Genomic DNA, 21,997 nt, shown 5'->3' with positions numbered 1-21,997 from the left:
CCAAATCAGGGGAAGGTGAAAAAGAATACGAAGAAAAACGGTTTATTTATCATGTTTACTCGGTTAGTCAGAAAAATATCCAGATTCTGAACAGGTAAGGTAACTGTTGGCTTTTCATCCTGTCAATACAAAATCGCCGAGCGCAATTTTAAACCATGTATAACATTGGCTCTTTAGGTCGTGGATTCCGATGGTTGGCATACAAAAACGCGCCCTCAGGCGCGTTATATTGAGATGAAGAGAGTGGAGATTACTCTTCTTCTTGCGTCGGTTGTAGATTAGCTTCTTTAACACCAGCTACCGCGCGTCTGGCTTCACCTTTGTGTTGGAGTTTGTCCAACTGGCGTTCGAGCTTGGTAATTAACTCATTGATGGCTGCATACATATCGTCATGTTTGGCGCTGGCAACCAGTGGACCATTTGGCGTACTGATCGTGGCATCAGCCACAAAACCCTGTGGTTCCTTTGACAGAATAATATGTGGGTTAATCAGCTGGGTTTGCCACTTATCCAGCTTAGAAAGACGGTCTTCGACATGTTGACGAATTGCGGGGGTGATATCCATTTGCTTACTGGTAATATTAATAGTCATATAAACTTACCTCTCTGCCTATGTCCGTCTTGGATAATTTCAGCATACAGCGAGTTGTGGCAAAAAGCGTGAGATTGATCGCTTTTTTTCGTCACTTTTTGTCAAGAAAACGCGATTTGTGAGGCACCATCGGGAATGGAAGGGAAGTACTTGAGGGGCCATCTGGCCTGTGCCATTATTGATAGGATGTATTGACGTTACCGCGCTGTTGTTGACTCCCACCAAACTTGTTTTTTCTGTTCATCGAAGCATAACGAATTGATCGAACCATAAAAAAACGGCAACCGAAGCTGCCGTCTTATTAATGAGTGCCATTTACCGTTTATGCTGGGTTAGCGGCAATCACTTTTGCGACTTTGTCCGCCTGTGCGGCCAGTTGCAGTTCACGGTAGGCGCTTTCCATCAACGGCAGGGCATTTTTTGTTGCCTGGGTATCTGGATAATCACGCAGCATTTGCTCAACGCGATTAACTACTGCCACATAAGCGCCGCGTTTCGTGTAGTATTGCGCGACAGAAAGTTCATATTTGGCCAGACGCTCTTTTAGGTAAACCAAACGCTTGTTTGCGTCGGTGGCGTATTGACTGTTCGGATATCCCTGAATGAGCTTGCTGAAATCCCGGAATGCGGTGCGGGCATACTGCGGATCGCGATCGGAACGATCGACGCCGAAGAAGCCTTGTAGCGCGCTATCATCCAGCGCCATGTCGGTAAGGCCGCGCATGTACAGGACATAATCCACGTTTGGATGGGTCGGGTTGAGTCGCAGGAAGCGATCAATAGAAGCTTGGGCCAATGGCAGCTCTGCGGATTTGTAATAGGCGTAAATCAAATCCAACTGTACTTGCTGCGAATAGGGACCAAAGGGATACCGGTTATCCAGTGCTTCCAACTGCGTGATGGCTGCTTTAAAGTTGCCGTCCTGCAGTTTTTGTTGAGCATTGGCATAGATTTCAGATGGCGGACTATCAGGAACCGCATCTTTGGAATTGCTGGAGCAACCAGCCAGCGCCAGGCTCAACGTGGCGGCAGCCACCAGATATTTCATACGCGTCATGACGTTTTGATTATCCTCAGAATGTTATTCCGGGAAGCTGTCCGTTAAGCTCCCGATTTAGACCAGCTACAATAGTACATTATTTTAAACGGCGTCGCCGTCAAAACCCAACGTTAACGAAGAAGCTGCATAATATGGCACAACAAGTACAACTCACCGCAACGGTGGCCGAATCTCAACTCGGACAACGTTTAGATCAGGCTTTGGCCGAATTGTTCCCTGATTATTCACGATCCCGCATAAAAGAGTGGATTCTTGATAATCGGGTACAGATTAACGGCAATGTCATCAATAAGCCAAAAGAGAAAGTACTTGGCGGCGAATCGGTAGCCATTGATGCATTGATTGAAGAAGAAGCACGCTGGGAAGCACAGGATATCAAGCTGGATATTGTGTATGAAGATCAGGACATTCTGGTCATCAACAAACCCAGAGATTTAGTCGTTCACCCCGGTGCTGGTAACCCAGATGGCACGGTATTGAATGCCTTGTTACATTACTATCCTGAGATTGTCGATGTGCCCCGCGCAGGGATTGTGCATCGGCTTGATAAAGATACCACTGGGCTCATGGTGGTTGCGAAAACCGTACCGGCACAGACGCGTTTAGTCGAAGCATTGCAGGCGCGCGAAATTACCCGTGAGTATGAGGCTGTTGCGATTGGTTCGATGACTGCAGGTGGCATGGTCGAGCAACCTATCGCCCGTCACGCAACCAAGCGTACTCACATGGCGGTGCACCCGATGGGCAAGCCTGCCGTGACGCACTATCGCATTATGGAGCACTTCCGTGCGCATACCCGTTTGCGGTTGCGTCTGGAAACGGGGCGCACCCATCAGATTCGTGTGCATATGTCGCATATTGACCATCCGTTGGTTGGCGATCAGTTATACGGTGGTCGTCCTCGTCCGCCAAAAGGTGCGTCGGATGATTTCATTGAGATGTTGCGTGGGTTTGATCGTCAGGCACTGCACGCTACCATGTTACGCTTCTACCATCCTATTACCGGAATCCAAATGGAATGGCATGCGGCACTACCTCAGGATATGGTCGATTTGATTGATGCGTTGAAAGCCGATACCGCGGCGTTTCAGGACCAACTAAACTGGTAATGCATTCAATACGATAAGTGCTGACTATAGAGGTGACGGACTATGCTGATATACCCCGACTGGCCTTTGCCAGAAAGTGTGAAGTCTTGCAGTACGACGCGCATTGGCGGGCATAGTACGTCACCTTATGATTCGCTGAATTTGGGAAATCATGTGGGTGACGAGTCCGAACTAGTCAGCGCAAACAGGCAAACGCTGGTGGCGATGGCCGATCTTCCTGCTATGCCGCACTGGTTGGAACAGGTTCATGGTACCGATGTTATTCGCATTGGCGGAGTACTTCCATCGTCCGTTTGCGGTGATGCCGCTTATACAGATAAGAAAGGCCAGGTCTGTGCGGTGATGACGGCTGACTGTTTGCCTGTGCTTTTTTGTGCAACCAACGGCGATGAAGTGGCTGCTGCACATGCTGGCTGGCGGGGATTGCACTCCGGGGTGTTGGAAGAAACGTTAGCCTGTTTCCGAGCGAAACCTACGCAAATTATGGCATGGCTAGGACCCGCTATCGGGCCTGATGCTTTTGAAGTCGGCCCAGAAGTTAGGGACGCGTTTATTCAGCATAATGCGTCGGCGGCCTCTGCATTTAGGCCTGAAGGAAACAAATTTTTTGCCGATATCTACCAACTGGCAATTTTACGTTTACGCGCCGCAGGGATAACGCAAATTTTTGGTGGAAATTCCTGTACTGTGAGCGAGCCTCACAAATTTTTCTCTTATCGGCGTGATGGCGTGACTGGCCGTATGGCAAGTTTAATCTGGCTGATATAACCTATTGAATTAAGGCGATCCAAGATAAGTAACATTTAAATCCCGTCACGACTGGCAAAATAACCTTGAAATTTTTGAGGGATGACCTCATTTAATCTCCAGTAGCAATTTTGACCAGTGTACGGGAGGTGTTATGCGTCTGGATCGTCTTACCAACAAATTCCAACTTGCTCTTGCTGATGCCCAGTCTCTTTCCCTTGGGCGTGATCACCAGTTTATTGAACCACTTCATTTGATGAGCGCTTTGCTTCATCAGGCCGGAGGAACTGTTGGTCCACTTCTGACTGTCGCAGGAGCCAATCTTAATCACCTGAAAGCCGAAATCGACCAAGCAATCACGCGTTTGCCTCAGGTTGAAGGTACCGATGGTGATGTCCAACCTTCGAACGAGTTAGTCCGCGCATTGAATATGTGCGACAAACTCGCGCAAAAGCGTGGTGATACCTTTATTTCCTCAGAACTTTTCGTGCTTGCTGCTTTGGAGTCTCGCGGCACGCTGGGGGATATATTGAAAAAGGCGGGTGTCACGCAGCAAGGTGTAACAAACGCGATTGATCAAGTGAGAGGAGGAGATCAAGTGAACGATCAGGGGGCTGAAGATCAGCGCCAGGCATTAAAAAAATTCACAATTGACCTCACGGAACGTGCGGAACAAGGCAAGCTCGACCCGGTTATCGGGCGTGATGAAGAGATTCGCCGTACTATTCAGGTCCTACAACGTCGGACCAAAAATAACCCGGTATTAATTGGTGAGCCCGGCGTGGGGAAAACCGCGATAGTAGAAGGGTTAGCCCAGCGCATCGTTAATGGCGAAGTGCCTGAAGGCCTGAAAAACAAGCGCGTACTTTCGCTGGATATGGGGGCACTGGTGGCTGGTGCCAAATATCGTGGTGAGTTTGAAGAACGTTTGAAAGGTGTACTCAACGATCTGTCTAAACAGGAAGGTAATGTCATTCTGTTTATTGATGAGCTCCATACGATGGTGGGAGCGGGTAAAGCCGATGGCGCGATGGATGCCGGCAATATGCTAAAACCCGCGCTGGCTCGCGGTGAACTGCATTGCGTTGGGGCGACGACGCTGGATGAATATCGTCAATATATTGAAAAGGACGCCGCGCTTGAGCGTCGTTTCCAGAAAGTGTTTGTCGCGGAACCGACCGTTGAAGACACGATTGCGATTCTGCGTGGGCTGAAAGAGCGTTATGAATTGCATCATCATGTGCAAATTACTGACCCGGCGATTGTTGCGGCGGCAATGTTGTCCCATCGGTATATTTCGGATCGTAAGCTACCGGATAAAGCCATTGACCTGATTGATGAGGCGGCATCCAGTATTCGTATTCAGATTGATTCAAAACCAGAGCCTCTCGATCGGCTTGAGCGCCGAATCATCCAGTTAAAGCTGGAGCAACAGGCTCTGAAGAAAGAATCTGATGAAGCCAGTCAAAAGCGGCTTGAGTTACTAAGTACGGAACTTGACCAAAAAGAGCGTGAATATTCCCGACAAGACGAAGAGTGGAAAGCGGAAAAAGCGTCACTCACGGGAACGCAGAATATTAAGGCCTCTTTAGAGCAAGCGAAAATTTCGTTGGAACAGGCTCGACGTCAGGGAGACCTGGGGAGAATGTCTGAGTTGCAATACGGCAAAATCCCCGAGTTAGAGAAGCAGTTGGCAGCTGCAACGCAGCAGGAAGGAAAAACGGTGCATTTGCTGCGTAATCGAGTCACAGATGTTGAAATCGCTGATGTGCTGGCACGCTGGACTGGAATTCCTGTTTCTCGCATGCTGGAGGGCGAGAAAGAAAAATTATTGCGAATGGAGGATGAACTGCATCAGCGAGTGATCGGGCAGAACGAAGCCGTTGAGGCGGTAGCGAATTCTATTCGTCGCAGCCGGGCAGGGTTATCCGATCCTAATCGTCCGATTGGTTCGTTCCTGTTCCTTGGACCAACGGGTGTGGGGAAAACTGAACTCTGCAAAACGCTGGCAACTTTTCTCTTCGACAGTGACGACGCTATGGTGCGTATTGATATGTCCGAATTTATGGAGAAACACTCGGTTTCACGTCTGGTCGGTGCGCCTCCTGGATATGTCGGTTACGAAGAAGGGGGATATCTGACTGAAGCGGTACGCCGTCGCCCTTATTCGGTCATTTTGCTAGATGAGATCGAAAAGGCACACCCTGATGTGTTCAATATTCTGCTTCAGGTATTGGATGATGGTCGCCTTACTGATGGTCAGGGGAGAACGGTCGACTTCCGCAATACAGTGGTCATCATGACGTCAAACTTGGGATCTGACCTTATTCAGGAACGTTTTGGTGAGCGTAGCTATACCGAAATGAGAGATATGGTTCTTGACGTCGTTAGCCATAGCTTCCGTCCTGAATTTATTAATCGTATCGATGAAGTCGTCGTATTCCATCCCCTGGGAAGGGCGCATATTACGTCGATCGCACAAATTCAGCTTCAGAGACTGTACAAGCGTCTTGAAGAGCGTGGATATAGTGTCACGATCACGGATGCCGCTTTAGATATGCTCGGAGAGGTCGGATTCGATCCTGTCTATGGTGCTCGTCCGCTTAAAAGGGCGATACAGCAACTGATAGAGAATCCACTCGCTCAGCAGATATTAGGGGGGGAACTGATACCCGGTAAGCGGATCACATTAGATGTTGAAGGTGAACAGATAGTCGCACGGCAAGAATAATGTGAAACGGTAAATAATCAACGGGGGCATTTGCTAATAAATGTCCCCGTTTTCACACCTTAAGTTCGGATTATATTCATTTTCTGTATGGTTAGTGCGCTAAATACTGCTTTTTGGCTTGTTTTTGAACGCTTGGAAAGTATTATGCATTTAGCGCTTGTCAGCGGGCGAGAAGTCCCTATAATGCGCATCCACTGACACGGCAACAGCGACACGCGGTTGTGGTGACAGAGACAAGATTCAACGAAGGCGGTCAGTAATGACTTGACTTCACAGCGGAAAAGCATAATATATGCGGCCCGCGCCACGGAAGACGTGGCACTGCTCTTTAACAATATAATCAGACAATCTGTGTGGGCACTCACAAGACCGTATCTTAAACGATATAAAAAGTCTTGAAGAGTGAACAACAGTAAAATTCATTATGAATGAACAGTTACTAATTCTTTGAGCATCGCTGACGAGTTCAGCAAATCAAACAAATCTTAAATTGAAGAGTTTGATCATGGCTCAGATTGAACGCTGGCGGCAGGCCTAACACATGCAAGTCGAGCGGTAGCACAGAAGAGCTTGCTCTTTGGGTGACGAGCGGCGGACGGGTGAGTAATGTCTGGGAAACTGCCTGATGGAGGGGGATAACTACTGGAAACGGTAGCTAATACCGCATAACGTCTTCGGACCAAAGAGGGGGACCTTCGGGCCTCTTGCCATCAGATGTGCCCAGATGGGATTAGCTAGTAGGCGGGGTAATGGCCCACCTAGGCGACGATCCCTAGCTGGTCTGAGAGGATGACCAGCCACACTGGAACTGAGACACGGTCCAGACTCCTACGGGAGGCAGCAGTGGGGAATATTGCACAATGGGCGCAAGCCTGATGCAGCCATGCCGCGTGTGTGAAGAAGGCCTTCGGGTTGTAAAGCACTTTCAGCGGGGAGGAAGGCAGTAAGGTTAATAACCTTGCTGATTGACGTTACCCGCAGAAGAAGCACCGGCTAACTCCGTGCCAGCAGCCGCGGTAATACGGAGGGTGCAAGCGTTAATCGGAATGACTGGGCGTAAAGCGCACGCAGGCGGTCTGTTAAGTTGGATGTGAAATCCCCGGGCTTAACCTGGGAACTGCATTCAAAACTGACAGGCTAGAGTCTTGTAGAGGGGGGTAGAATTCCAGGTGTAGCGGTGAAATGCGTAGAGATCTGGAGGAATACCGGTGGCGAAGGCGGCCCCCTGGACAAAGACTGACGCTCAGGTGCGAAAGCGTGGGGAGCAAACAGGATTAGATACCCTGGTAGTCCACGCTGTAAACGATGTCGACTTGGAGGTTGTGCCCTTGAGGCGTGGCTTCCGGAGCTAACGCGTTAAGTCGACCGCCTGGGGAGTACGGCCGCAAGGTTAAAACTCAAATGAATTGACGGGGGCCCGCACAAGCGGTGGAGCATGTGGTTTAATTCGATGCAACGCGAAGAACCTTACCTACTCTTGACATCCAGAGAATTTGGCAGAGATGCCTTAGTGCCTTCGGGAACTCTGAGACAGGTGCTGCATGGCTGTCGTCAGCTCGTGTTGTGAAATGTTGGGTTAAGTCCCGCAACGAGCGCAACCCTTATCCTTTGTTGCCAGCGCGTAATGGCGGGAACTCAAAGGAGACTGCCGGTGATAAACCGGAGGAAGGTGGGGATGACGTCAAGTCATCATGGCCCTTACGAGTAGGGCTACACACGTGCTACAATGGCGTATACAAAGAGAAGCGAACTCGCGAGAGCCAGCGGACCTCATAAAGTACGTCGTAGTCCGGATTGGAGTCTGCAACTCGACTCCATGAAGTCGGAATCGCTAGTAATCGTAGATCAGAATGCTACGGTGAATACGTTCCCGGGCCTTGTACACACCGCCCGTCACACCATGGGAGTGGGTTGCAAAAGAAGTAGGTAGCTTAACCTTCGGGAGGGCGCTTACCACTTTGTGATTCATGACTGGGGTGAAGTCGTAACAAGGTAACCGTAGGGGAACCTGCGGTTGGATCACCTCCTTACCAATAAAGATGTGTGTTAAGTGAAGTGCTCACACAGATTGTCTGATGAAAATACTGAGCAAGCGCACCTGTTGATGTCATGAGTGTAGACTCATGCTGACGCGATAGTGCCGGATTTTTAATTCGGTACGGATTTTTCGTGTCCCCATCGTCTAGAGGCCTAGGACACTGCCCTTTCACGGCTGTAACAGGGGTTCGAATCCCCTTGGGGACGCCAATCCGATAATGAGTGAAAGACATTATCACCGAATATCTTAAAGATGATTCTTTTGAGTCATGTTTACGATATTGCTCTTTAACAATCTGGAACAAGCTGAAAATTGAAACATGACAGCTGAACATGCATGACTGCCTTAGGGCGAGTTGTGATGAGTCAGTGTGTCAATGAGTCTCTCAAATAATCGCAGCGCGATGATGAATCGAAAGAAACATCTTCGGGTTGTGAGGTTAAGCGACTAAGCGTACACGGTGGATGCCTAGGCAGTCAGAGGCGATGAAGGGCGTGCTAATCTGCGATAAGCGTCGGTAAGCTGATATGAAGCGTTATACCCGACGATACCCGAATGGGGAAACCCAATGTGTTTCGACACATTATCATTACGTGAATACATAGCGTAATGAGGCGAACCGGGGGAACTGAAACATCTCAGTACCCCGAGGAAAAGAAATCAACCGAGATTCCCCTAGTAGCGGCGAGCGAACGGGGAGGAGCCCAGAACCTGAATCAGTTTGTGTGTTAGTGGAAGCGTCTGGAAAGTCGCACAGTAAAGGGTGATAGTCCCGTACACAAAAATGCACAGATTGTGAGTTCGATGAGTAGGGCGGGACACGTGACATCCTGTCTGAATATGGGGGGACCATCCTCCAAGGCTAAATACTCCTGACTGACCGATAGTGAACCAGTACCGTGAGGGAAAGGCGAAAAGAACCCCGGCGAGGGGAGTGAAATAGAACCTGAAACCGTGTACGTACAAGCAGTGGGAGCCTTGATTAATCAGGGTGACTGCGTACCTTTTGTATAATGGGTCAGCGACTTATATTCTGTAGCAAGGTTAACCGAATAGGGGAGCCGCAGGGAAACCGAGTCTTAACTGGGCGTTAAGTTGCAGGGTATAGACCCGAAACCCGGTGATCTAGCCATGGGCAGGTTGAAGGTTGGGTAACACTAACTGGAGGACCGAACCGACTAATGTTGAAAAATTAGCGGATGACTTGTGGCTGGGGGTGAAAGGCCAATCAAACCGGGAGATAGCTGGTTCTCCCCGAAAGCTATTTAGGTAGCGCCTCGTGAACTCATCTTCGGGGGTAGAGCACTGTTTCGGCTAGGGGGTCATCCCGACTTACCAACCCGATGCAAACTACGAATACCGAAGAATGTTATCACGGGAGACACACGGCGGGTGCTAACGTTCGTCGTGAAGAGGGAAACAACCCAGACCGCCAGCTAAGGTCCCAAAGTCATGGTTAAGTGGGAAACGATGTGGGAAGGCACAGACAGCCAGGATGTTGGCTTAGAAGCAGCCATCATTTAAAGAAAGCGTAATAGCTCACTGGTCGAGTCGGCCTGCGCGGAAGATGTAACGGGGCTAAACCATGCACCGAAGCTGCGGCAGCGACACTTAGGTGTTGTTGGGTAGGGGAGCGTTCTGTAAGCCGTCGAAGGTGACCTGTGAGGGTTGCTGGAGGTATCAGAAGTGCGAATGCTGACATAAGTAACGATAATGCGGGTGAAAAACCCGCACGCCGGAAGACCAAGGGTTCCTGTCCAACGTTAATCGGGGCAGGGTGAGTCGACCCCTAAGGCGAGGCTGAAAAGCGTAGTCGATGGGAAACAGGTTAATATTCCTGTACTCGGTGTTACTGCGAAGGGGGGACGGAGAAAGCTAGGTTATCCGGGCGACGGTTGTCCCGGTTTAAGCGTGAAGGTGGATGACTTAGGTAAATCCGGGTCATTATTAACACTGAGGCGTGATGACGAGTCACTACGGTGATGAAGTAACCAATGCTACGCTTCCAGGAAAAGCCTCTAAGCTCCAGGTAACATCAAATCGTACCCCAAACCGACACAGGTGGTCAGGTAGAGAATACTCAGGCGCTTGAGAGAACTCGGGTGAAGGAACTAGGCAAAATGGTGCCGTAACTTCGGGAGAAGGCACGCTCCTGTCGGTGAAGTCCCTTGCGGACGGAGCTGACGGGAGTCGCAGATACCAGCTGGCTGCAACTGTTTAATAAAAACACAGCACTGTGCAAACACGAAAGTGGACGTATACGGTGTGACGCCTGCCCGGTGCCGGAAGGTTAATTGATGGGGTCAGCCGCAAGGCGAAGCTCTTGATCGAAGCCCCGGTAAACGGCGGCCGTAACTATAACGGTCCTAAGGTAGCGAAATTCCTTGTCGGGTAAGTTCCGACCTGCACGAATGGCGTAATGATGGCCAGGCTGTCTCCACCCGAGACTCAGTGAAATTGAACTCGCTGTGAAGATGCAGTGTACCCGCGGCAAGACGGAAAGACCCCGTGAACCTTTACTATAGCTTGACACTGAACCTTGAGCCTTGATGTGTAGGATAGGTGGGAGGCTTTGAAGCGAGGACGCCAGTTCTTGTGGAGCCAACCTTGAAATACCACCCTTTAATGTTTGATGTTCTAACGTAGGCCCGTGATCCGGGTTGCGGACAGTGTCTGGTGGGTAGTTTGACTGGGGCGGTCTCCTCCCAAAGAGTAACGGAGGAGCACGAAGGTTAGCTAATCCTGGTCGGACATCAGGAGGTTAGTGCAAAGGCATAAGCTAGCTTGACTGCGAGAGTGACAGCTCGAGCAGGTGCGAAAGCAGGTCTTAGTGATCCGGTGGTTCTGAATGGAAGGGCCATCGCTCAACGGATAAAAGGTACTCCGGGGATAACAGGCTGATACCGCCCAAGAGTTCATATCGACGGCGGTGTTTGGCACCTCGATGTCGGCTCATCACATCCTGGGGCTGAAGTAGGTCCCAAGGGTATGGCTGTTCGCCATTTAAAGTGGTACGCGAGCTGGGTTTAGAACGTCGTGAGACAGTTCGGTCCCTATCTGCCGTGGGCGTTGGAAGATTGAGAGGGGTTGCTCCTAGTACGAGAGGACCGGAGTGAACGCACCACTGGTGTTCGGGTTGTGATGCCAATTGCATTGCCCGGTAGCTAAGTGCGGAAGAGATAACCGCTGAAAGCATCTAAGCGGGAAACTTGCCTCGAGATGAGTCTTCCCTGGGCACTAGATGCCCCTGAAGGGCCGTTGAAGACTACGACGTAGATAGGCTGGGTGTGTAAGCGTAGCGATACGTTGAGCTAACCAGTACTAATGACCCGAGAGGCTTAACCTTACAACACCGAAGGTGTTTTGTGGGTGACTCATATAAAACGATATTCAGCTTGTTCGAAGATTGGTTCTGATGGTTACGGAGATGACAAAAAGTCATGATAAGTAACGGTTGGAATGAAACAGAATTTGCCTGGCGGCGATAGCGCGGTGGTCCCACCTGACCCCATGCCGAACTCAGAAGTGAAACGCCGTAGCGCCGATGGTAGTGTGGGGTCTCCCCATGTGAGAGTAGGGAACTGCCAGGCATCAAATTAAGCAGTAAGCCGGAGCAATCTGGTGGTTGTAGAGAAATTCGGTGGAGCGGTAGTTCAGTTGGTTAGAATACCTGCCTGTCACGCAGGGGGTCGCGGGTTCGAGCCCCGTCCGTTCCGCCACTTATTTGCAAAATCCCTAAGTTAACGCTTAGGGATTTTTGTATTTGTACAAATTAGAATTTTTTAGATGATTTCCTCTTTTTTCTTCCCCTTGTGTTTTCTAACCATTTCATCTTTTCCTTCGCTGCTCGCGAATATATACAGCAAGTCTGCGATAAAATTTTTATAACAGAGAGTGCTCTTTTTTGATAGGGTATTTGGTGTATTGAAACTGATAGTGGATGAGGCGTGCGGAAAAGAACCTATGCAATGAGGTATGTTGCCGGCCAACCAGCTGAACGTATCTTTCCTCCCGGGGAAATGCATTATCCGGGACAAGCTCTACCGACAGGCTCATTGTTGCTGGAGGGAGATGTCTTACGCGTAATGGTGTGGAACATTTTCAAGCAACAGAGACTGAACTGGCTTTCCGTATTGCAGAATTTCGGTAAAGGCACTCAATTAGTCCTGTTGCAGGAAGCGCAAAGTACGCCAGACCTCATCCGTTTTGCAACCACTAACTATCTCTCTGCCGATCAGGTGCCTGCGATTATACTCCCACAACACCCATCAGGTGTGATGACGCTATCTGCAGCCCAGCCGGTATATTGCTGTCCTTTACGTGAAAGGGAACCCTTGTTGCGTTTAGCTAAGTCCTCTTTGGTAACGGTCTATGCGCTTCAGAATGGGCAGAGGCTGATGGTTATCAATATCCATGCGGTTAACTTTAGCTTTGGTGTTGAGATTTATACCAAGCAACTGGCTGCAATAGGAGAGCAACTCCTACATCATCAGGGGCCAGCTATTATGGCTGGAGATTTTAATGCATGGAGTCAACAACGAATCAATGCACTTAATCGGTTTGCGGCAAGAATGGGGCTGCAGGAAGTGCATTTTGTTGATGATCAGCGGCGAAAGGCGTTTGGTCGACCGTTAGATTTCGTTTTTTACCGTGATATGACTGTTAACCAATCTTCCGTATTGGTGACTCAGGCCTCAGATCATAATCCACTGCTCGTCGAATTTAGCCTGATTTAATGCCCATAAAAAAAACAGCCCTCTACAACTGTAGGAGGGCTGTTTCTCGTTGCTGATTCTGATATGACGTTAAGAATCAGGTTTTATATTGCTGCTAACATATAGCGTCAGACGATCGCCTGGCTGGATGTTGGCATTCTTGTTGATAACCGTATTCCAGCGCATCACATCAGCGATATTTACGCCATGACGTTTAGCAATGCTTGCCAACGAATCACCCTTTCGTACTTGGTAGGTGATAGATCCGTTAGTTCCCGAAGCTTTCGCAACTTGCAGCGTCTGACCAACCTTGAGTGCACCTACGCTACGAAGATTGTTCCAGCTCTGCAAATCTTTCGTGCTGACATTAAGCCGCGTCGCAATCGCCGATAAGGTATCACCTGAGCGCACCTTATACTGCTGTGATGCTGGCGTTTGTTCTAAGCGCGTTGGTTGAATCGCTGCGATATCGCCATCAGCCAGTGAATCTTTCAACTGCTCAACGTGCGCTTTAGGAACCATAATGTAATGTGGCCCATTTGGTGCGGTAACATTACGTTTATAGCCCGAGTTATAGCTCTTCAGCTTATTTAACGACAGGCCTGCCATCTCAGCAGCTTGTGTCAACTCTATCTGCTGTCCCAATTCCACCTTCGCTAATGCTCGGCTTTCATTGGGCTGCGGTAGATTCACGCCATATTTCTTACTGTTTTTAAGAATGTCGCTTAAGGCCAGCATCTTAGGAACATAAATTGACGTTTCACGCGGTAACGCCAATGCCCAGAAGTTGGTCGGTTTTCCTTTCGCTTTATTCGCTTTCATTGCCTGCATGACGCGGCCTTCACCACTATTGTATGCAGCAACCGTCAATAGCCAGTCACCATCAAACATTGTGTTGAGTCGTTGCATCATATCCAGCGCAGCAGTCGTCGACGCAATCACGTCGCGACGCCCGTCGTACCACTGGTTTTGTTTCAAACCATAGTTACGCCCTGTACCAGGGATAATCTGCCATAGCCCAGCGGCATTGGCAGATGATGTGGCACTTGGATCAAAAGCGCTCTCCACTATGGGTAGTAGTACCAGTTCCATCGGCATTTTACGTTGCTTAATCTGCTCGACTATCCAGTACATGTACGGCTCTGCCCGTAATGTTACATCGTGGAGATAGCTCTTATTTTTCAAATAACGCGTTTTTTGCTCGCGGATCCGTGCGTTATCCGGAATCCCCATCTTCAGCTCGTCGCCAATGAAGTTCCACAGATCTCGTTGCGCGATGCTATCGTCATCTAGCCATCGCGCGGAGGTCTCTCGACCATCTGTGTACTTTCCTGCTTCACTTTGACTTGCCGAAGACAAACTCTGTGCATGCTGCTTAGGTTGCGAGGTGTCATGGGGTGAGACCTGACAACCGACCAGCAAGACTGAGGCGATGATGATCGCTTTAGCCTTCATATGTTGGTCAATAGTTGCTTAAAAGACGAGCAAGGATACGTTGATTAGAGGAATAGCACAACCTAAACCTTCAAAAGCAGTCTTTCTTGCTGCGTAGCATCTTAAAAACTTGCCAATTCTCTATATTTTCAGGTTCGTTTGATATTTTTCTTTTTAAATCAATTTCATGACAGCGAAGGAACAGGTTGATTCTTCTCTCCAGACCTAGTGTTGTGGGTAAACTAGACTGCGATTTTTCTCGTATCTGACTGATTTTATGAAGATAAGACTCAATATCTGGATCTTCAGGCCATATGTCATTAGAAAATCTTAAGTTTGATAGTGTATATTCATGAGCGCAACATACGACAGTATCGTCAGGAAGTTCTGCTATTTTTTGAATTGATTCATACATTTGCTTCGGTGTTCCTTCAAATATACGACCGCATCCCGCTGAAAATAGCGTATCGCCACAGAATAAAAATGGCGCATTATAGTAGGCAATGTGACCAGATGTGTGTCCTGGAACCTCAATTACAGAAAATTCCGAATTTAACAAAGAGACAGTATTTCCTTCCTCTACCAGATAGGTTGCGCCGCATTTAGCGGTTTCTTTCGGGCCAAAAACGGGCAAGTTAGGGTAATGATTAAGTATTTCACTGACGCCTCCCACATGATCATTATGGTGATGAGTGAGCAAAATTGCTTCGGGAAGAAGTGCGTTTTGATCGAGTGCATTAAGCACTGGGCTCGCCTCACCAGGATCGACGATCACACAGCGGTTTGCTTTATTGCTCAATAACCAAATGTAGTTATCCTGAAGTGCGGGGATACTGATAAGATTCATTCATCACCTCTTTTTGCTAGTAGCCTGAGGACGACAACAGAAGATGAAATCGGCACAAATACCTCAGACTATTGTTGCACCTGATTCATGGGATGATATCACCTGTGGGCAATTTTATCGTGAGTCGCTTGAACAGGCCTTGTTGCCATGGTGGCCAAAACTCTTTGGTTTTCATCTTATCAAGATAGGGGCGCTGAGCGCAGAAATCCACGTAACAGGGTGTGCGATCGCGCATCAGGTTAACGTTGCTCCACACGGTGATAATCTTCACGTTGCGGCTGATGCCCATCAATTACCTTTTTCTGAAAAGTCGATCGATGCCTGCTTACTCGCTCAAACGCTCTCTTATTCGTCGGATCCACATCGTATTCTGCGGGAGGTTGATCGTGTTTTGGTGGATGATGGTTGGTTAATACTGAGCACGTTTAATCCGATCAGTCTGGTTGGTCTTGGCAAACTGATCCCCAGGCTTAATAAAAAGCATCCCTATTGCAGTCGTATGTTTACTCAAATGCGCATCACAGACTGGCTGGGACTATTGAACTATGAGGTTATTCATCAGACCCATTTTCACGTTACGCCATGGCGGAGAAATAAAGGGAAACTGAATAAACATATTCCGATGCTGGGATGCCTGACGCTAATTATTGCCCGAAAGCGAACGATTCCGCTGACGTTTACACCGATGAGAGCGCGTTTGCGGAAAGCATCTGTGCGCCGCACGGTGGGCGCAACAAGGATATATCGGAGATGAGGGCGACGACTACAGTGATTTATTCAGCCTGATAACCGGTGTCATCAAGCGTTGGCGCACTGGCGGCAGCGCGAGCGAGTTCATCGCAGCGCTCGTTTTCTGGGTGACCAGCGTGCCCTTTTACCCATTCCCAACGCACGGAATGGCGTTGAATCGCAGTATCCAGCCTTTTCCAGAGATCGACATTTTTGACCGGCTTTTTGTCAGCGGTTTTCCAACTACGCTTTTTCCAGTTATGAATCCAACTGGTGATACCCTGACGAACATATTGACTGTCTGTGCTGAGTACGATGTCACAGTCGGTGGTCAGTGTTTCAAGCGCTGCAATAGCGGCCATCAACTCCATTCTGTTATTCGTCGTAAGACGATAGCCTGCACTCAACGCTTTTTCGTGCTGCTTGTAGCGCAGCACGGCGCCATAACCGCCGGGGCCGGGATTACCGAGACAAGATCCGTCGGTGAAAATTTCTACCTGTTTGCGCATCTCTGGTAGACTCTCCCTTATGGTAAAAACGGCAAGTCTGACATAAACGAAAACGATGAGCACTGAAATTACGCGACAAATCGTCCTGGATACAGAAACCACCGGTATGAATAAGCTGGGGGTTCACTACGAAGGGCATAAAATTATCGAGATCGGTGCGGTCGAAGTGATTAACCGCCGCCTGACTGGCCGTCATTTTCACGTCTACATCAAACCCGATCGTTTAGTGGATCCAGAGGCCTATAACATACATGGTATCAGCGATGAGTTTCTTGCTGATAAACCAACGTATGCTGATGTTGCGGATGATTTTCTCGATTTTATCCGCGGCGCGGAGTTGGTCATTCATAACGCAACGTTTGATATCGGCTTTATGGATTACGAATTTCGGTTGCTGAACCGGAATATTCCCAAGACGGAGACGTTCTGTAAGATCACCGATAGCCTGTTTATGGCACGGAAGATCTTTCCCGGTAAGCGTAACAATTTGGATGCGCTCTGCGATCGCTATCTGATAGATAACAGCAAGCGTACGTTGCACGGCGCATTGCTCGATGCCGAAATTCTGGCAGAAGTTTATCTGGCGATGACCGGTGGTCAAACTTCTCTGACTTTTTCGATGGAAGGTGAAGCGCAGCGGCAGAATGAGAGTAATGAAACGATCCAGAGAATTGTCCGCCCTCAATCGGCGTTAAAGGTGCTTTACGCTGATGAAACAGAGCTGCTCGCGCATGAACAACGTCTGGATTTGGTTGCTAAAAAAGGCGGTAGTTGCCTGTGGCGAACAGAATAATGTCGCTGAAGTGTTGCCCTTTGCATAGCAAAATGGATAGTTTGATGATGTCTTGGGTGAGAGAATAGTCAGTAAGATGAAATTATAAACAAACAGAAACGGTTAGTTATAAAAAGCATTGACGTAATAGTGTCATCATCTTAGTATTCACCCCGCTCAGTGAGCATGAGTGGAGCGGTAGTTCAGTTGGTTAGAATACCTGCCTGTCACGCAGGGGGTCGCGGGTTCGAGCCCCGTCCGTTCCGCCACTTATTGAAGACCCTGAATCAGCAATGATTCAGGGTTTTTTCATTTATAGCCCTTATAAAAAAGCGGTAGAAAATAGCTTGAAGAAAAAATGGCCACCCAGAACGCAGTGGCCGTTTTTTTAGAAATCCCAATCTTCGTCTTCGGTGTTGACGGCTTTACCGATCACATAAGACGAGCCGGAGCCAGAAAAGAAGTCGTGGTTCTCATCAGCATTTGGTGATAGGGCCGAGAGAATCGCGGGATTCACATCCGTCATGCTGGCGGGGAACAACGCTTCATAGCCCAGATTCATCAATGCTTTGTTTGCGTTGTAGTGAAGGAATTTCTTCACATCCTCTGTCCAACCCACGCCGTCATAGAGTTCCTGCGTATACAGCACCTCGTTATCGTACAAATCCTGTAGCAGGTCGTAAGCGAAGTTTTTCACCTGCTGCTGGCGAGCGGGATCGGCCTTTGCTAGTGCTCTCTGGAATTTGTAGCCAATATAGTAGCCGTGTACGGCTTCGTCACGAATGATAAGCCGGATCAAATCCGCCGTATTGGTAAGCTTGGCGCGGCTTGACCAGTACATCGGCAGGTAAAATCCAGAGTAGAACAGGAACGACTCCAGAAACACGCTGGCGACTTTCTTCATCAGCGGGTCGTCGCTGCGATAGTGCGACAGAATAATATCTGACTTTTTCTGTAGGGCCGGGTTCTCTTCACTCCAGCGATAAGCATCATCCACTTCGCTGGTCAGGCACAGCGTCGAGAAAATGGAGCTGTATGAGCGAGCGTGCACTGCTTCCATAAAGCTGATGTTAGACAGCACGGCTTCTTCGTGCGGCGTTACTGCATCGGGCATTAACGTTGGCGCACCCAGCGTATTTTGGATGGTGTCCAGCAGCGTCAGACCGGTGAATACACGAATCGTCAACTGACGTTCGCGGGTATTCAGCGTGCTCCACGACGGAATATCGTTCGAGAGCGGCACCTTTTCAGGTAACCAGAAGTTAGACGTTAGCCGGTTCCAGACTTCCAAATCTTTGTCGTCTTCAATTTTGTTCCAGTTAATCGCCTGGATGCGAGCGAGTGCGGTCATGTTTCGATTTCCTTCCGCGATGGCTTATAGCGCACAGGATACACAGCCCTGAACTTCAGTGCCTTCCAGCGCCATCTGCCGTATGCGAATGTAATAAATAGTTTTAATGCCCTTGGTCCAGGCGTAGATCTGCGCTTTATTGATGTCACGTGTCGTGGCGGTATCGCGGAAAAATAGCGTCAGTGACAGCCCCTGATCGACGTGCTGCGTTGCGGCGGCGTAGGTATCGATGATCTTCTGCGGCCCGATCTCATAGGCATCCTGGTAATACTCTAGGTTGTCGTTGTTCATGTAAGGGGCAGGGTAGTAGACGCGACCAATCTTGCCCTCTTTGCGAATTTCGATGCGTGACACAATCGGGTGGATGCTGGACGTTGAGTGGTTGATATACGAAATCGAACCGGTCGGTGGAACAGCCTGCAAGTTTTGGTTATAAATACCGTGTGCAATGACGGATTCGCGCAGCGCTGCCCAGTCCTGCTGGTTGGGAATGTGGATGCCAGCCTGTTCAAATAGTTCACGTGCGCGGGCTGTTATTGGTTCCCACTGCTGTTCGATGTATTTATCAAAATACTCGCCCGTGGCGTATTTAGAGAGTTCAAAGCCCGAGAAGCGTTGGTTACGCTCGATCGCTAGCGCATTTGATGCTCGAATCGCATGGAAAGCGACAGTGTAGAAATAGATATTGGTGAAATCGACGGCTTCTTCTGTACCGTAAAAAATCCGCTCTTTCGCCAAATAGCCGTGCAGGTTCATCTGACCTAAACCAATGGCGTGCGATTCGTCGTTGCCTTTTTCGATAGACGGCACAGAGCTGATATGGCTCATATCGGAAACGGCAGTCAGCGCGCGGATCGCCATTTCAACCGTCTGGCCGAAATCGGGCGATGCCATCGCGTTGGCGATATTCATCGAACCGAGGTTGCAGGAGATGTCTTTGCCAATATGGCGATAGCCGAGATCGTCGTCGTACAGGCTGGCGTCATTGACCTGCAAAATCTCAGAACACAGGTTGCTCATATTGATGCGGCCGTGAATCGGATTCGCGCGGTTCACCGTATCCTCAAACATCATATAGGGATAACCGGATTCGAACTGGATCTCGGCGAGAATCTGGAAGAAGTCGCGTGCCTTGATTTGAGATTTACGGATGCGCTTGTCATTGACCATTTCGTGGTATTTTTCGGTCACGCTAATTTCCGACAGCGGCACGCCATAAACCTGCTCGACATCATAAGGTGAGAACAGGTACATCACCTGATTATTCTTGGCTAGCTGAAACGTGATATCAGGGATGACTACCCCCAAAGACAGCGTCTTGATACGGATTTTCTCGTCGGCATTTTCCCGCTTGGTATCCAGAAAACGCAGAATATCTGGGTGGTGTGCATTGAGGTACACTGCCCCAGCACCCTGACGCGCGCCAAGCTGGTTAGCATAGGAAAAGGCATCCTCCAGCATTTTCATGATAGGAATAATGCCGGATGACTGATTTTCGATACGCTTGATTGGTGCGCCGGTTTCGCGGATGTTACTGAGCATGAAGGCCACGCCGCCGCCGCGTTTTGAGAGCTGAAGTGCGGAGTTTATCGCTCGACCAATCGACTCCATATTGTCTTCGATACGCAGCAGGAAGCAGGAGACCAGCTCGCCGCGCTGCTTTTTACCGCAGTTGAGGAACGTGGGCGTGGCGGGCTGAAAGCGTCCGCTGATGATCTCGTCGACCAGCGCGCTAGCCAGTGTGGTGTCCCCTTTGGCGAGGGCCAGCGCTACGAGGCAGACACGATCTTCATAGCGTTCCAGATAGCGTTTGCCGTCAAAGGTTTTGAGCGTATAGCCAGTGTAGTATTTGAACGCTCCCAGAAAGGTTTGAAAGCGAAACTTGTGAGCGTAAGCCTGCTGGAAAAGACTCTTGATGAAATCGAAGTGATATTGGTCCAGCACTTCGGCTTCGTAGTAACCCTCTTCAACCAAATAACGCAGCTTTTCTTCCAGATTGTGGAAGAACACGGTGTTCTGGTTCACATGCTGTAGGAAATAACGGCGTGCCGCGAGCTTATCCATCTCGAACTGGATGTTTCCCTCTGCGTCGTAGAGGTTCAGCATCGCGTTCAGCGCATGGTAATCGAGCGAGTGGGCATCTGTGTCGGCCTTGGTTGCCTTTGCACTCACGTGGTCTGTTGTTGCCAAAATTCAGTTACTCCCTTACGCACATTTGCAACGTCTTCTGCTGTGCCGAGCAATTCAAAGCGGTACAGGTAGGGCACCTGACACTTCTGCGCGATGATGTCACCGGCGATGCAGTACGCTGCACCGAAATTGGTATTGCCTGCGGCAATCACGCCACGCAGGTAAGCGCGATTGTGCGGATCGTTGAGAAAGATGATGACCTGACGCGGCACAGCCCCTTTCGTGCTGCCTCCGCCGTAGCTGGGGACAACCAGAATATAGGGGCGATCAACTTTCAATGCAGGCTGTTCTGTCGCTATCGGGATTCTCAGGGCGGGTAAATCAACCCTGCAAATGAAGCGATGCGTGTTTTCCGACTGGCTGGAGAAATAGACCAGCGGGTTCATATTGCCCCCTTACTGCAATTGCAGGGCGGCGTTCAGAGTACTGATCTTATCTGGGCGGAAGCCGCTCCAATGGTCATTAGCCGTCATCACGACGGGCACTTGCTGATAGCCCAACGCTCTTACCTGCTGTAACGCCTGTTCATCTTCAGTTAAGTCCACCAGTTGATAGTTAATTCCTTGCTTATCCAGCGCTCGACATGTGGCGTTGCATTGAACACAATCTGGCTTAGTGAAAATAGTAATACGCATGATTCGTATTTACCCTTTGGCGTGAAATAAGTATGTCGGAGCGGCTATCTTTAGTGCATGTGCACCCGAACCGATCCACTGGGTAGCGACCTGTTACGCGAGGGCTACACAAGGAATACTAGATGTAGATATTTAATATTTCAACCACACAAGATATATGATTTTTAGTTGACCTTATACAAATTCCCGCGAACCCAGATGTGGCAAGGCCGTTAGAGAATGCAAGTAAAAAATGCAGAAATAAATAAATGTGATGCGTATCATTCTTGACGAAATAGTGTGCGAAAAAAAGAAAAGGGAGGGAGGGGGAAATGGAAAGGGCGACTTTTGCTCTATCAGAATAAAACCGTGATTCTGGTTGATGACAATGTCTGATAGCCGCGGATGTCTCAGGAGATCTATTTACCAAAGGCTGTCGACAAACTTATTTACCGAACGAAAACGGTAGTAACGGAATAGAAGAGTAAAGCGTCCGCGACAAGGATGTCGCGGTTCGAGCGTACAGGGATGTATTCACAGCGTCTTTACGATCTATCCG

15 protein-coding genes, 3 tRNA genes, 3 rRNA genes and 1 other annotated feature (1 of these 22 only partly in view) are annotated in these 21,997 nt (G+C 49.2%); of the genes, 12 read left to right on the top strand and 9 right to left on the bottom strand.

Annotated features, from left to right (window positions below; all coding sequences use genetic code 11):
* Window positions 1–54 (bottom strand) — a sequence feature (Phe leader region) (it extends 72 nt beyond the left edge of the window).
* A gap of 196 nt (window positions 55–250) precedes the next feature.
* Both raiA and bamD read right to left on the bottom strand, forming a co-directional pair.
* Window positions 251–592, bottom strand: coding sequence for a ribosome-associated translation inhibitor RaiA (raiA, locus tag GZ59_RS16280; RefSeq protein ID WP_011094862.1), 342 nt, complete (start codon window positions 590–592; stop codon window positions 251–253).
* Between the two features lie 322 nt (window positions 593–914).
* Complete coding sequence (bamD, locus tag GZ59_RS16275; protein ID WP_011094861.1) at window positions 915–1,649, bottom strand: outer membrane protein assembly factor BamD; 735 nt, start codon at window positions 1,647–1,649, stop codon at window positions 915–917.
* 134 nt (window positions 1,650–1,783) lie between these two features.
* Between bamD and rluD the strand changes: the two genes are divergently transcribed.
* The 9 genes from rluD (at window position 1,784) to GZ59_RS16230 (ending at window position 13,013) form a co-directional block, all read left to right on the top strand.
* Window positions 1,784–2,761: a 23S rRNA pseudouridine(1911/1915/1917) synthase RluD gene (gene rluD, locus GZ59_RS16270; protein WP_011094860.1), complete on the top strand. Its 978-nt coding sequence runs from the start codon at window positions 1,784–1,786 to the stop codon at window positions 2,759–2,761.
* A 42-nt stretch (window positions 2,762–2,803) separates the two neighbouring features.
* On the top strand, window positions 2,804–3,529 hold the full coding sequence (yfiH, locus tag GZ59_RS16265) for a purine nucleoside phosphorylase YfiH (protein WP_011094859.1): 726 nt from the start codon (window positions 2,804–2,806) through the stop codon (window positions 3,527–3,529).
* 133 nt (window positions 3,530–3,662) lie between these two features.
* A complete protein-coding gene (gene clpB, locus GZ59_RS16260) occupies window positions 3,663–6,239 on the top strand; it encodes an ATP-dependent chaperone ClpB (RefSeq protein WP_011094858.1) in 2,577 nt (858 codons plus the stop codon).
* Between the two features lie 487 nt (window positions 6,240–6,726).
* A 16S ribosomal RNA gene (locus tag GZ59_RS16255) occupies window positions 6,727–8,269 on the top strand.
* A 141-nt stretch (window positions 8,270–8,410) separates the two neighbouring features.
* Window positions 8,411–8,486: transfer RNA gene (locus GZ59_RS16250), tRNA-Glu, on the top strand.
* Window positions 8,487–8,714: 228 nt separating this feature from the next.
* A 23S ribosomal RNA gene (locus GZ59_RS16245) occupies window positions 8,715–11,623 on the top strand.
* Between the two features lie 128 nt (window positions 11,624–11,751).
* Window positions 11,752–11,867, top strand: a 5S ribosomal RNA gene (gene rrf, locus GZ59_RS16240).
* Together the 16S, 23S and 5S rRNA genes with 2 tRNA genes alongside form the textbook arrangement of a ribosomal RNA operon.
* A gap of 52 nt (window positions 11,868–11,919) precedes the next feature.
* A tRNA-Asp gene (locus GZ59_RS16235) sits at window positions 11,920–11,996 on the top strand.
* A 228-nt stretch (window positions 11,997–12,224) separates the two neighbouring features.
* The gene (locus tag GZ59_RS16230; RefSeq protein WP_011094857.1) at window positions 12,225–13,013 is read left to right on the top strand and encodes an endonuclease/exonuclease/phosphatase family protein; all 789 of its coding nucleotides are present in this window, start codon (window positions 12,225–12,227) and stop codon (window positions 13,011–13,013) included.
* 69 nt (window positions 13,014–13,082) lie between these two features.
* Here GZ59_RS16230 and mltD read toward each other — a convergent pair whose 3' ends face one another.
* A complete protein-coding gene (gene mltD / locus GZ59_RS16225; RefSeq protein WP_011094856.1) occupies window positions 13,083–14,447 on the bottom strand; it encodes a murein transglycosylase D in 1,365 nt (454 codons plus the stop codon).
* Window positions 14,448–14,517: 70 nt separating this feature from the next.
* The gene (gloB, locus tag GZ59_RS16220; RefSeq protein WP_011094855.1) at window positions 14,518–15,273 is read right to left on the bottom strand and encodes a hydroxyacylglutathione hydrolase; all 756 of its coding nucleotides are present in this window, start codon (window positions 15,271–15,273) and stop codon (window positions 14,518–14,520) included.
* Between the two features lie 43 nt (window positions 15,274–15,316).
* Between gloB and GZ59_RS16215 the strand changes: the two genes are divergently transcribed.
* Window positions 15,317–16,027 carry a class I SAM-dependent methyltransferase gene (locus GZ59_RS16215; RefSeq protein ID WP_011094854.1) on the top strand — a complete coding sequence of 237 codons (711 nt, stop codon included), beginning with the start codon at window positions 15,317–15,319 and terminating at the stop codon, window positions 16,025–16,027.
* A 19-nt stretch (window positions 16,028–16,046) separates the two neighbouring features.
* Here the strand turns inward: GZ59_RS16215 and rnhA are convergent, their stop codons facing one another.
* Window positions 16,047–16,613, bottom strand: a complete 567-nt coding sequence (rnhA, locus tag GZ59_RS16210) for a ribonuclease HI (RefSeq protein ID WP_162014380.1) — start codon at window positions 16,611–16,613, stop codon at window positions 16,047–16,049.
* Here rnhA and dnaQ point away from each other — a divergent pair.
* Window positions 16,567–17,304, top strand: coding sequence for a DNA polymerase III subunit epsilon (gene dnaQ / locus GZ59_RS16205; RefSeq protein WP_011094852.1), 738 nt, complete (start codon window positions 16,567–16,569; stop codon window positions 17,302–17,304). The two genes, rnhA and dnaQ, sit on opposite strands and share 47 nt — an antisense overlap.
* A 171-nt stretch (window positions 17,305–17,475) precedes the next feature.
* A tRNA-Asp gene (locus tag GZ59_RS16200) sits at window positions 17,476–17,552 on the top strand.
* A gap of 119 nt (window positions 17,553–17,671) precedes the next feature.
* Here GZ59_RS16200 and nrdF read toward each other — a convergent pair.
* From nrdF to nrdH, 4 genes are read right to left on the bottom strand one after another with little or no spacing between them, the layout of a single operon-like run.
* Window positions 17,672–18,634 carry a class 1b ribonucleoside-diphosphate reductase subunit beta gene (gene nrdF, locus GZ59_RS16195; RefSeq protein WP_011094851.1) on the bottom strand — a complete coding sequence of 321 codons (963 nt, stop codon included), beginning with the start codon at window positions 18,632–18,634 and terminating at the stop codon, window positions 17,672–17,674.
* A gap of 24 nt (window positions 18,635–18,658) precedes the next feature.
* Complete coding sequence (gene nrdE / locus GZ59_RS16190; RefSeq protein ID WP_043878085.1) at window positions 18,659–20,824, bottom strand: class 1b ribonucleoside-diphosphate reductase subunit alpha; 2,166 nt, start codon at window positions 20,822–20,824, stop codon at window positions 18,659–18,661.
* Window positions 20,803–21,210: a class Ib ribonucleoside-diphosphate reductase assembly flavoprotein NrdI gene (nrdI, locus tag GZ59_RS16185; protein ID WP_011094849.1), complete on the bottom strand. Its 408-nt coding sequence runs from the start codon at window positions 21,208–21,210 to the stop codon at window positions 20,803–20,805. Before nrdI ends, nrdE begins: the two co-directional genes overlap by 22 nt.
* Before the next feature lie 9 nt (window positions 21,211–21,219).
* Window positions 21,220–21,459, bottom strand: a complete 240-nt coding sequence (nrdH, locus tag GZ59_RS16180) for a glutaredoxin-like protein NrdH (protein WP_011094848.1) — start codon at window positions 21,457–21,459, stop codon at window positions 21,220–21,222.
* Window positions 21,460–21,997 lie beyond the last annotated feature (538 nt).

The sequence above is a fragment of the Pectobacterium atrosepticum genome, from assembly GCF_000740965.1.
GTDB classification, from domain to species: Bacteria; Pseudomonadota; Gammaproteobacteria; order Enterobacterales; family Enterobacteriaceae; genus Pectobacterium; species Pectobacterium atrosepticum.
The sequence above is the reverse complement of the archived record's forward strand: the minus strand, read 5'-3'. Positions and strand labels throughout refer to the sequence as shown.